The organism is Primorskyibacter marinus, assembly GCF_003313245.1.
Taxonomy (GTDB): Bacteria; Pseudomonadota; Alphaproteobacteria; order Rhodobacterales; family Rhodobacteraceae; genus Primorskyibacter; species Primorskyibacter marinus.
Genome location: NZ_QJSD01000002.1, coordinates 587,255 through 598,978 on the forward strand (window position 1 = coordinate 587,255; position 11,724 = coordinate 598,978).

The 11,724-nt window shown below is 59.0% G+C and carries 13 protein-coding genes; 8 read left to right on the forward strand and 5 right to left on the reverse strand.

What is annotated here, in order from left to right; genetic code table 11:
• Positions 1–12: 12 nt before the first annotated feature.
• The 8 genes from soxC (at position 13) to DMZ65_RS06785 (ending at position 6,609) form a co-directional block, all read left to right on the forward strand.
• Positions 13–1,281 (forward strand): sulfite dehydrogenase, encoded by a 1,269-nt coding sequence (soxC, locus tag DMZ65_RS06750; RefSeq protein ID WP_116598172.1) that lies wholly within the window; start codon positions 13–15, stop codon positions 1,279–1,281.
• Positions 1,265–2,443: a c-type cytochrome gene (locus DMZ65_RS06755; RefSeq protein WP_116598101.1), complete on the forward strand. Its 1,179-nt coding sequence runs from the start codon at positions 1,265–1,267 to the stop codon at positions 2,441–2,443. Before soxC ends, DMZ65_RS06755 begins: the two co-directional genes overlap by 17 nt.
• Positions 2,444–2,837: 394 nt before the next feature.
• Positions 2,838–3,476 carry an ATP-dependent Clp protease proteolytic subunit gene (locus DMZ65_RS06760; RefSeq protein ID WP_116598102.1) on the forward strand — a complete coding sequence of 213 codons (639 nt, stop codon included), beginning with the start codon at positions 2,838–2,840 and terminating at the stop codon, positions 3,474–3,476.
• Between the two features lie 153 nt (positions 3,477–3,629).
• Positions 3,630–4,895 (forward strand): ATP-dependent Clp protease ATP-binding subunit ClpX, encoded by a 1,266-nt coding sequence (clpX, locus tag DMZ65_RS06765; RefSeq protein ID WP_116598103.1) that lies wholly within the window; start codon positions 3,630–3,632, stop codon positions 4,893–4,895.
• A gap of 74 nt (positions 4,896–4,969) precedes the next feature.
• The gene (locus tag DMZ65_RS06770) at positions 4,970–5,326 is read left to right on the forward strand and encodes a RidA family protein (protein ID WP_116598104.1); all 357 of its coding nucleotides are present in this window, start codon (positions 4,970–4,972) and stop codon (positions 5,324–5,326) included.
• 89 nt (positions 5,327–5,415) lie between these two features.
• Positions 5,416–5,799, forward strand: coding sequence for an NADH:ubiquinone oxidoreductase subunit NDUFA12 (locus tag DMZ65_RS06775; protein WP_116598105.1), 384 nt, complete (start codon positions 5,416–5,418; stop codon positions 5,797–5,799).
• A gap of 4 nt (positions 5,800–5,803) precedes the next feature.
• The gene (gene mlaD / locus DMZ65_RS06780) at positions 5,804–6,256 is read left to right on the forward strand and encodes an outer membrane lipid asymmetry maintenance protein MlaD (RefSeq protein WP_116598106.1); all 453 of its coding nucleotides are present in this window, start codon (positions 5,804–5,806) and stop codon (positions 6,254–6,256) included.
• Positions 6,253–6,609: a DUF2155 domain-containing protein gene (locus DMZ65_RS06785; protein WP_116598107.1), complete on the forward strand. Its 357-nt coding sequence runs from the start codon at positions 6,253–6,255 to the stop codon at positions 6,607–6,609. Before mlaD ends, DMZ65_RS06785 begins: the two co-directional genes overlap by 4 nt.
• On the opposite strand, the gene aat is transcribed toward DMZ65_RS06785, so the two are convergent.
• The 5 genes from aat to acs form a co-directional block, all read right to left on the reverse strand.
• Entirely contained in the window at positions 6,573–7,208 is a 636-nt protein-coding gene (gene aat / locus DMZ65_RS06790) for a leucyl/phenylalanyl-tRNA--protein transferase (RefSeq protein WP_116598108.1), read from the reverse strand. The two genes, DMZ65_RS06785 and aat, sit on opposite strands and share 37 nt — an antisense overlap.
• Positions 7,209–7,237: 29 nt before the next feature.
• A complete protein-coding gene (gene accC, locus DMZ65_RS06795) occupies positions 7,238–8,590 on the reverse strand; it encodes an acetyl-CoA carboxylase biotin carboxylase subunit (RefSeq protein WP_116598109.1) in 1,353 nt (450 codons plus the stop codon).
• Between the two features lie 9 nt (positions 8,591–8,599).
• The gene (gene accB, locus DMZ65_RS06800) at positions 8,600–9,085 is read right to left on the reverse strand and encodes an acetyl-CoA carboxylase biotin carboxyl carrier protein (RefSeq protein WP_116598110.1); all 486 of its coding nucleotides are present in this window, start codon (positions 9,083–9,085) and stop codon (positions 8,600–8,602) included.
• 150 nt (positions 9,086–9,235) lie between these two features.
• Positions 9,236–9,763: a hypothetical protein gene (locus tag DMZ65_RS06805; protein WP_157960578.1), complete on the reverse strand. Its 528-nt coding sequence runs from the start codon at positions 9,761–9,763 to the stop codon at positions 9,236–9,238.
• Between the two features lie 176 nt (positions 9,764–9,939).
• A partial coding sequence (gene acs / locus DMZ65_RS06810) for an acetate--CoA ligase (RefSeq protein WP_116598112.1) occupies positions 9,940–11,724 on the reverse strand: 1,785 nt, incomplete at its 5' end.

Sequence of the window (11,724 nt, forward strand, 5' to 3'; positions counted from 1 at the left end):
GAGGAAAAAAGCATGTCAGCCTCGGACAAGAGCGGGACGGCATCGCGCAGGACATTTCTGAAAGGGGCCCTGGCCGCAGGTGGGGCCGTTGCAGGTGCCGGTGCGGCGCGGGCGGCAGGTGACCCGGCGATCACGCAGATCCAGCCATGGATGCAGGAATTGGGCGATGGGGTCGATGTTGCCCCTTATGGCAAGCCTTCGGAATATGAAGATCAGGTGATCCGGCGCACGGTGGAATGGCTGACGGCTGATCCTGTCAGTTCCATCAATTTCACGCCGCTGCATGATCTGGATGGGATTATCACCCCCAACGGTCTGTGCTTCGAGCGCCATCACGGCGGCGCGGCCCATATCGATCCGGCAGAGCATCGGCTGATGATCAACGGGTTGGTGGACACACCGCTTGTCTTCACGATGGAAGATATCCTGCGGTTTCCGCGTGAAAACCACGTCTATTTCCTTGAATGTGCCGCGAACTCGGGGATGGAATGGCGCGGATCGCAACTGAATGGATGTCAGTTCACCCACGGCATGATTCACAACGTCATGTATACCGGTGTGCCTCTGCGGCTTTTGCTGAATGAGGCGGGCATCAAGACCGAGGGCAAATGGATCCTGCCCGAAGGCGCGGATGCGGCTGCCATGACCCGGTCGATCCCGATGGAAAAGGCGCTGGACGATTGTCTTGTCGCCTTCAAGATGAATGGCGAGGCGCTGCGGGTCGAACAGGGGTATCCATTGCGGCTGGTCGTTCCCGGTTGGGAAGGCAACATGTGGATCAAATGGTTGCGCCGGATCGAGGTTGGCGATCAACCTTGGCATCACCGGGAAGAAACGTCGAAATACACCGACTTGTTCGCAGACGGCAAGGCGCGCCGCTTTACATGGGAGATGGACGCGAAATCCGTCATCACCAGCCCCAGCCCGCAAGTGCCGATCCCCCATGGACCCGGACCGCTGGTCATCAAGGGGCTGGCGTGGTCGGGGCGGGGCACCATCCCGCGCGTGGATGTCACCATCGACGGCGGCAAGACCTGGGCGCAGGCCCGGATGTCGGGGCCAAGCCTCGATAAGTCGATGCATGCCTTTTATCTGGACATCAACTGGGATGGGCAGCCGCTTTATTTGCAAAGCCGCGCGCATGATTCTACCGGCTATGTGCAGCCCACCAAGCAGGCGCTTCGCGAGATCCGGGGCGTGAACTCTATCTATCACAATAACGGCATCCAGACCTGGTATGTCAACGAACAAGGGGTCGCCGAGAATGTCGAAATCTCTTAAGCTGTTTGGCGGCGCTTTTATCGGGACCGCAGCGGTTCTGGTCGCCGCTGCCAATTTCGCCGATCGCATGATTGCGCCTTTGCCAGAACAGGCCAGCCGTATGACCGTGGATGCACCGGCGGATATGGACGGGATGTTCATTGCCGCTGCACAGGCAGATGAGGTGCCCGCCGATGCCAGGCTGGGGCTTGGCCGCGAAGCACTGGCCGAAGAAATTGCTGTTTGGGATATCGACGTGCGGCCCGATGGCACCGGTTTGCCCGAAGGCTCCGGCGATGTCATGACCGGCGAGGAAATCTTTGTCGAGAGCTGTGCCGTTTGTCATGGTGATTTTGGCGAAGGCGTGGGCCGGTGGCCGGTGCTGACTGGCGGCTTCAATTCGCTGACCAAGGATCGCCCGGTCAAGACGACAGGTTCGTATTGGCCTTATCTGTCAACGGTTTACGATTACATCAACCGGGCGATGCCGTTCGGGAATGCGCAGTCCCTCCAGCCCGATGACGTCTATGCGATCACCGCGTACCTGCTGTATATGAATGATCTTGTGGACGAGGATTTTACGCTGAGCCGTGAAAACTTTGCCGGGGTCGAGATGCCCAATGCGGACGGGTTCTACATGGATGACCGGGCCGAGACTGAAATCCCGGTCTTCACCGGCGAGCCATGCATGGAGGCCTGCAAGGACACGGTCGAGATCACCATGCGTGCGGCGGTTCTGGACGTGACGCCAGACGAAACCGCCGCCGAGGCTGCGGCCGATGCGGCTGACGATGACGAACTCGCGCCCGAGTCTGAAGCCGCGCCCGACGCCGCACCGGCCTCGGAAGGTGACGGGCATGCTGCAATTGACCCCGCACTCGTCGACGCCGGCGAGAAGGTCTTCAGGAAGTGTAAAGCCTGTCACCAGATCGGAGATGGAGCCAAAAACCGCACCGGTCCGCATTTGAACGGTGTGGTCGGGCGCAAGATCGCTGCCGTCGATGGGTTTAAATACTCCAAGACGCTGGATGCGATGGACGGTGTCTGGGACGAAGAGGCGCTGTCTGCTTTCCTTGCCAACCCGAAGGCCTATGCCAAGGGCACCAAGATGTCTTTTGCAGGGCTGCGCAAACCCGAGGATCTGGCCGCAATCATCGCCTATATGAAAGCTGCTGGACAGTAGTCATGCGTTTGCTGTCCGCGACTGGTGCTGACGCCGCCTGTTGGCCGTGCCGAGACGGAGAAAAGGTCACGAACAAAAACCTCAATGGGTGACGGTTTCGGCAACCTGGCCAGCAAAAGCTCCGCACTGCGGCGGGCATCCCATGAGGAAGGCCTGGATTGGAATGCGGGCAGCCCCATCATATGTTTGGCTGAAATCCGGGTAAGTTGAAAGATACGGGGCGCTTTGTAATAGGTGCCCCGTATGCATGAAAACACAACCGCGCGGATATTCGGACCACGCCGGACGCCTGGAGCAATTTCACCCGGCCCCTTGCAGCCCCTCTTGGCCGACACTAAGACTCTGTTAGCTAATCGAGCTTACGGATAACCAAACTCTAGAAGTCAGGGGCGACATGAAAGACCCGTACGAACACTACATGAACACGCTCGTCCCCATGGTGGTCGAGCAGACCAGCCGGGGTGAACGCGCCTACGACATCTTCTCGCGCCTGCTGAAGGAACGGATCATCTTCCTGTCCGGCCCGGTGCATGATGGCATGTCCTCGTTGATCGTGGCGCAGTTGCTGCATCTTGAGGCGGAAAACCCGTCCAAGGAAATCAGCATGTATATCAACAGCCCCGGCGGTGTCGTCACCTCTGGCCTGTCGATCTATGACACGATGCAGTACATCAAGCCGAAGGTCTCTACGCTGGTGATCGGGCAGGCGGCCTCTATGGGGTCTTTGTTGTTGACTGCCGGCGAAAAAGGCATGCGGTTCTCCCTGCCCAACAGCCGTATCATGGTGCACCAGCCCTCCGGCGGCTACCAGGGGCAGGCGACGGACATCATGATTCACGCCGAAGAGACGCTGAAACTGAAGCAGCGACTCAATGAAATCTACGTCAAGCACACTGGCCAGACCCTGAAAAAGGTCGAGGCCGCATTGGAGCGTGACAACTTCATGTCGCCCGAGGATGCGAAGGATTGGGGGCTGATCGACGAGATCGTCGAGAACCGGATCAAGCCGGGCGAAGAAGACGAGTCCAAGTAATCGCGACCCGCGGTCTTTGCCGGGCCGCGGGAAATTTGCGATTGTAGACCGGAAATGGCTGGCTTAAGCTGTTTCGGACACGCGACGAAAAGATGGTCTGGACACTGGTCGGGTTGACCGGTAGGCGCGCGAAACAGACCTGAGAGGTGGAAAATGGCGACGAATTCTGGCGGCGACAGCAAGAACACACTCTACTGCTCCTTCTGCGGCAAAAGTCAGCACGAGGTGCGCAAGCTGATCGCCGGCCCCACGGTGTTCATTTGCGATGAATGCGTAGAACTGTGCATGGATATCATCCGCGAAGAGACCAAGGGCGCTGGCCTGAAGTCTTCCGAAGGCGTCCCGACACCGCGCGAGATTTGCGATGTGCTGGACGACTATGTGATCGGTCAAGCGGTGGCAAAGCGTGTATTGTCCGTGGCCGTGCACAATCACTACAAGCGACTTAACCATTCTGCAAAGTCGTCGGATATCGAACTGGCAAAGTCCAACATCCTGCTGATCGGGCCAACCGGCTGCGGCAAGACGTTGCTGGCGCAGACGCTTGCGCGCATCCTGGACGTGCCTTTCACGATGGCCGATGCAACGACCCTGACAGAGGCAGGCTATGTCGGCGAGGATGTGGAAAACATCATTCTCAAATTGTTGCAGGCGTCTGAATACAACGTTGAGCGTGCACAGCGCGGCATTGTCTACATCGACGAAGTCGACAAGATTACGCGCAAATCGGAAAACCCTTCGATCACCCGTGACGTATCGGGCGAGGGCGTGCAGCAAGCGTTGCTGAAGCTCATGGAAGGCACGGTTGCGTCCGTACCGCCGCAAGGGGGGCGCAAGCATCCGCAACAGGAATTCCTACAGGTCGACACGACCAACATCCTGTTCATTTGCGGCGGGGCGTTTGCGGGGCTTGACCGGATCATTGCACAGCGGGGCAAGGGTTCGGCGATGGGATTCGGTGCCGATGTGCGCGACAATGACGACCGTGGCGTGGGGGAGGTGTTCAAAGAACTCGAACCCGAAGATCTGTTGAAATTCGGCCTGATTCCGGAATTTGTCGGCCGCCTGCCGGTGATCGCGACGCTGGAAGACCTCGACGAAGATGCGCTCGTCACGATCCTCACACTGCCCAAGAACGCGTTGGTCAAGCAGTATCAGCGCCTGTTCGAGATCGAGGGCGCGAAGCTGAACTTCACCGACGAAGCGCTTTCCGCAATCGCCAAGCGCGCCATTGCACGCAAGACAGGCGCGCGCGGTTTGCGGTCGATCTTGGAGGATATCCTGCTTGATACCATGTTTGACCTGCCGGGTCTGGAAGGTATCGAAGAGGTGGTCGTGAACGAAGAAGCCGTGAATTCGGAGGCCACGCCGCTGATGATCTATGCCGATAAGAAGAAAGAAGGTACCAGCGCGGGCTGAATGTTCGCGATGGCTATGGATACGGGGGCGGTGCAGGACGGTGCCGCCCTTTTCTGTTCAGCGGAGAAGAAAGCATGATCCGGCGCATTCATTCAGGCGGTCCTTTCGAGGAGAAGATTGGCTATTGTCGCGCGGTCGTGGTCGACGGATGGGTACATGTCTCGGGCACCGTCGGGCAGGGCGATACGGTCACTGCTCAATGCCATAGTGCGCTGGACGTGATCGGCAAGGCCTTGAAGGAGGCCGGGGCGGGGTTCAGCGACGTGGTCAGAGTTCACTATTACCTGCCTGACGCTTCGGAGTTCGAAGCCTGCTGGCCGGTCCTGTCGGAAACCTTTGGCGCGCATCCCCCGGCAGCCACGATGATCGAGACAGCGTTGATCGATCCGAAGTTCCGGATCGAGATTGAAGTCACTGCGAAACTGCCCTGACCTACCGGAGTTTGCCGTAGATGCGGGCTTGGCGCTGGACCTCTGGCGTCGTTTGGTTCATATGGGAAAGGAATTGTGCGGAGACATCCATGGGCATTCTGAACTCCCTTCTGCGTAGCGTGACCTGGTGGAACGGCCAGACCCTGAATACTCAGTTCTACACTTGGCGATATGGCCAAAAGGTAGGCGAGGACGAGCAGGGCAACATCTTCTATCAGACAAAGGACGGCAAGCGCCGCTGGGTCATTTTCAACGGCGAGGCTGAGGCAAGCCGCGTCAATGCCGATTGGCACGGCTGGTTGCACCACACGTTCAAGGACGCGCCCACTGAAAGCCCGCTGCCCCAGCAATCATGGCAAAAACCGCATCTCGAAAACCTGACGGGTACTGCGCTGGCCTATGCGCCGTCCGGGTCGATCCGCCGCACGAATCCTGCGGATCGCAGCGATTACGAGGCCTGGACGCCGGAATAACCACATGTCCGAGAATACCACCGAAGTTCTGGTTGGCGGCGCGGTTCTCGCGGTTGCTGTGGGGTTTGCGCTTTATGCGGCGCAGGCGACGGGGCTTTCTGCGTCAAATTCCGGTTATCCGCTGACAGCCAGCTTTCGTTCGCTGGAAGGTGTCAGCGTTGGGACCGATGTGCGGCTGGCCGGCGTGAAGGTTGGCACGGTCACCGGTGTCGCCCTTAACGCCGACACCTATCGGGCAGAGACCACCGTCGCTATCCGCGACGGCATCCGAATCCCCGATGACAGTGCTATCGTGATCTCTTCCGAAGGGTTGCTTGGCGGCAATTTTGTGGAAATTTCTCCTGGTGGCTCGCCATTCTACTATGCTGAGGGCGACGAGATACTTGACACACAGGGGGCGGTCAGTCTGATTTCGCTTCTGATGAAATACGTCGGATCTGGCGGGGGCGCGGAATGATTCGTGCCGCCATGCTCTGCTTTCTGATTGCCAGCCCGGCTGCGGCGCAAGAGGCTGTCGCGCGCGCGCCAGGTGCGGTTTTGCGTGGCTTGGACAAGGTGTCGGGCGCTGTCAGTGATCTGGACATGCGCAATGGCGAACGCGGCGGTTTGGGCCGGTTGACCATCACATTGCGAGAATGCCGCTACCCGGTGGGAGACCCGGCAGGAAACGCCTATGCCTTTCTGGACATCGTAGAAGAGGGCCGTCAGGATCCGGTCTTCTCTGGCTGGATGATCGCGTCGGCACCTGCGCTGAATCCTCTGGACCACGCGCGCTATGACGTCTGGGTGCTGCGCTGCAAGACTTCCTGACCTGATCGAGGAAGCGCCGGAGCGGTGAAAACGGCCTTTCCTTCCAGCGCATTTTTCAGTTGAGAACGGTAATTCTGTCTCGAAATTTCTTTTGCACCCAAGGATGCCAGATGTGATGTCAGGAATTGCACGTCAAAAAGGGTGAAACCGGCGCGGTTGAGCCGATCGACCAACCAGGCGAGCGCCACTTTCGATGCATCCGTGCGGCGTGAGAACATGCTTTCTCCGCAAAAGGCACGGCCCAAGCTCAGCCCGTAAACGCCGCCTGATAACACGCCATCTTGCCAGACCTCCAGCGAATGGGCGTCGCCACGCGCGTGCAAATCCAGGCAAGTCTGGCGAATTTGCGCGTTTATCCATGTTTCGGCCCTGTCCGCGCAAGCGTCAAGAACGTCAGGAAAAGCGGTGTTCACGGTGACAGTGTAGTCGTCACGTCTTAGCCGTCGCGCCAGTGATCGTGAAATCCGGAAGCCATCCAGTGGCATGACACCGCGCCGCCGCGGATCGACCCAGAAAACGTCCGGGTCGTCGCGGTGTTCGGCCATCGGAAAGATTCCGCTACGGTATCCTTGCATGACCAGATCCGCGCTCAGGGGCATAGGCTCAGCCATTCTGGATTATCCGCTGGTCAGGGTGCGACCAGAGCCTTCTCCAACCACTTTTCCAGCCAATGGATGTTGTAGTTGCCTGTGTGAATGTCGGGTTCCTGCAATAATTCGCTGAAAAGAGGAACCGTTGTGTCGACGCCATCCACGATCAACTCTCCCAGCGCGCGGTTCAGGCGCGCCAAGGCTTCTGGCCGGTCTCGCCCGTGTACGATCAGCTTGCCGATCAAGCTGTCGTAGTAAGGTGGAATCCGGTAGCCGTCATAAAGTGCGGAATCCATGCGCACGCCATATCCACCTGGCGCGTGGTATTGCGTGATCCTTCCGGGAGATGGCGAGAAGTTCGGCAACTTCTCGGCGTTGATTCGGACCTCGATGGCGTGGCCGTTGATCTTTAAGTCGTCCTGCGCGAAGGACAGCGGCAGGCCCGCAGCGACGCGGATTTGTTCTCTCACCAGATCGACGCCGAAAATGGCTTCTGTCACCGGATGTTCGACCTGAAGCCGCGTGTTCATCTCAATGAAGTAAAATTCGCCGTTTTCGTACAGAAATTCCACCGTACCGGCACCGGCATAGTTGATTTTGGCCACGGCATCCGCACAGGTGCGGCCGATCGCCGCGCGTTCTTCCGGGGATATTGCGGGGCCGGGGGCTTCTTCGAACACCTTCTGGTGGCGGCGTTGTAGGGAACAATCCCGCTCGCCAAGGTGAACTGCCTTGCCCTTGCCATCGCCAAAGACCTGGATTTCGATATGGCGGGGGGTGGTCAGGTATTTTTCGATATAGACTTCATCATTGCCAAAAGCCGCCTTGCCTTCGGCGCGGGCCGAGTGAAAGGCGCGCTCCATTTCGGATGCATTGCGCGCAACTTTCATGCCGCGCCCACCACCGCCTGCCGTCGCCTTGATGATAACCGGATACCCGATTTCTTCCCCGATACGTTGCGCCGATTCCAGGTCCGGAACACCGCCTTCCGAGCCGGGCACACATGGTACGCCAAGTGCTCGCATCGTATCCTTGGCAGCGATTTTGTCGCCCATCACATTGATGTGTTCTGATGTCGGACCGATAAATGTCAGCCCGTGTTCCTCGACGACCTGCACGAAGCGGGCATTTTCCGACAAGAAACCGTAACCGGGATGAATCGCCTGCGCGCCCGTGACTTCGCAGGCCGAGATAATCGCAGGGATGGACAGATAGCTTTCAGTGCCCGGAGGTGGACCGATGCAGATGGTCTCATCCGCCATGCGCACATGCATCGCGTCACTGTCGGCGGTTGAATGGACTGCGACTGAAGCGATGCCCATTTCACGGCAGGCACGGATGACACGCAGGGCAATTTCGCCTCGATTGGCGATCAGGATCTTGTCGAACATGGTTCGCCCTTATTCCAAAATCACAAGCGGAGCGCCGTATTCAACTGGCGCGCCATCCTCAACCAGGATGCGTTTGATCGTGCCAGCGCGCGGGGCCGGGATGTGGTTCATTGTTTTCATCGCTTCAACGATCAAAAGCGTATCGCCTTCAGTGACTTGCTGACCAACTGCGATAAAAGGTGGCGAGCCGGGTTCGGCCTGCATGTAGACCGTGCCGACCATTGGTGAAGACACCGCGCCGGGATGCGCAGCCGGGTCGTCAGTGGCCGCAGCCGGAGCCGAGGCGGACGCCGCAGCACTTGCGGCAGGGGCGGGGGCCGCAGCAGGTGCCGCGGCGACTGGCGCTGCCTGCATCATGCGACTGACACGAACATTCAGACAGTCCGAGTCTCCGTATTCCCGCTTAACCTGCAACTCTGTCAGATCGTTTTCGCGCAACAGGGCTGCGAGCGCCTCGATAAACGCTACATCTGCATCGTGGTTGTTGTTTGTCATCTGTTCCTCGACCGGTTCATGATCTCGCGCGGGTCTGCGCGGGGCCAGCGCCTATGGCTGTACGCCTTATAGGCGAAGCATAGGGCCATGAAAAGCGACGCTCTGCAACTCGGTTGAAGGCGTTGCAGCCGAACATACCAAAAGTCGGTTCTAACGGGCCAGCTTCAGGCGCAGGTCGTGCTTGGTGAGGGGGGCGGTTTCTTTAAGATGCCATCGTTGTTGGGCTGCTCCCAAAGTGTTTTGAGAGAGCGCATCCGCTGACAGGGTCGGGATCACGAAGCCGTCCGTCATAGTCATTGCCGGATCGGTTTCATTGCTGGGGAACGAGATCGGTATCTCATCGAGCGGGTTGGAAGCGGGGCTTTCGGCACCTCCTTCATCGACGCGCTGGTTCGACTTGTTCGCGGCTGTTTCTTCGGCGCTGTCACGCAGTAGCTTGGCTTCCTCTTGTTCTTTCAGCAGCGCTAGTATCTTGAGCTGCAAAACAGAGGGTGGCGCGGCGTGCGGCTGTTCTGTCTCGTTTGTTAAACCCTTGGCACTGATGACGGGTGCTGCATCATCTTTTATGGAGGTATGTCGTCCGCTTGAATTGTTCTGGTCCGGTACTGTTTTCGGTACCTTCAGTGGCTGGGCGGAGATCGCCGGGACAATATATTGAGTTACGCCGATGATCGACATGATTCGGCTCCTGTTATGAGCGGCGGACATCGCGTCTTTACCAAAACTACACCATCAATAACGAAACCGAAAATTGAAACGTTGGTGATGCTTAACGAAACGTTAGGTATGCGGCGCAGCGAGAGCAACGCCGTCCCGGAAGGACGGCATTGCTTGTTTGCAAAGGCATGGAAATCTTAGCGGTTCATTCTGTTATCGATGAGGTCGTTGACGACGGTTGGGTCTGCGAGTGTTGATGTGTCGCCGAGGGATCCGTAGTCGTTTTCGGCGATTTTGCGCAGGATGCGGCGCATGATCTTGCCGGAGCGTGTCTTGGGCAGGCCGGGGGCCCATTGGATGAGGTCGGGGCTGGCGATGGGGCCGATCTCGGTGCGGACCCATGTGCGCAGCTCTTTCATCAGCTCGTCGGACGGCTCGATCCCGTTCATCAGGGTGACATAGCAATAGATGCCCTGGCCCTTGATCGTGTGCGGATAGCCGACCACGGCGGCCTCGGCCACCTTGGCATGGGCGACCAGCGCCGATTCAACCTCTGCCGTGCCCATCCGGTGGCCCGACACGTTGATCACGTCATCGACGCGCCCGGTGATCCAGTAATCGCCATCCGCGTCGCGGCGACAGCCATCGCCCGAGAAATAATAGCCTTTGTAATCCGAGAAATAGGTCTTCTCGAACCGCTCATGGTCACCCCAGATGGTGCGCATCTGGCCCGGCCAGCTGTCTTTCAACGCCAGCACACCTTCGGTCGGGCTGGTATCGATTTCCTCGCCCGTCTGCGGGTCCAGCACCACCGGCACCACGCCGAAAAACGGCTTCATCGCGGCACCCGGTTTGGTCGCATGCGCGCCGGGCAGCGGCGTCAGCAGGTGCCCGCCGGTTTCGGTCTGCCACCAGGTATCGACGATCGGGCAGCGGCCCTGACCCACCACGTCATTATACCAGTTCCAGGCCTCGGGGTTGATCGGTTCGCCCACCGTCCCAAGGATTCGCAGCGACGATAGATCGGCACCGGTTACGAAATCGTTACCCTGTCCCATCAGCGCGCGAATCGCCGTCGGCGCGGTGTAGAACTGGTTCACCTTATGCTTCTCGCAGACCTGCCAGAACCGGCTGGCATCGGGATATGTCGGCACGCCCTCGAACATGACAGTGGTGGCACCATTGGCCAGGGGCCCATAGATGATGTATGAGTGGCCCGTCACCCACCCAACATCTGCCGTGCACCAAAAGACATCGCCCTCGTGGTAATCGAACACGATTTCATGGGTCATGGCGGCGTAAACCAAATATCCACCTGTTGTGTGCACAACTCCTTTCGGCTGACCCGTCGACCCGGAGGTATACAGAATGAACAAAGGATCCTCGGCCCCCATTTCGGCGGGCCGGCTGACATCGGAGGCTTCAAGCGCCATCTCGTTATAGTCAAAGTCACGCTCGTCGATCCAGGTGGTCTGCCCGCCGGTGCGCTTGACCACCAGGCATTTCACACTGTCCTTGCAATGCAGCAGGGCGGCGTCGGCATTGGATTTCAGCGCGGTCTTGCGGCCACCGCGCGGAGCCTCGTCGGCGGTGATGACAAGTTTGGCGTCGCAGCCATTGACGCGTGCGGCCAGCGCATCGGGGGAAAAGCCCGCGAAGACGATGGAATGGATCGCACCGATCCGCGCGCAGGCCAGCATGGCATAGGCGGCCTCGGGGATCATCGGCAGGTAGATCACCACCCGGTCGCCGCGGCGCACGCCCAGCGTTTCAAGGATATTGGCCATGCGGCACACATGCCCGTGCAGCTGGCGATAGGTGATGTGCCTGGCGTCTTCCTCGGGGTTGTCCGGCTCGAAGATGATCGCGGTCTGATCGCCGCGCGTCGCCAGATGCCGATCGACGCAATTGGCCGCCACGTTCAGCGTGCCATCGGCGAACCAGTTGATCGAGACATTGCCAAGCGTGAAATCCGTCTCCTT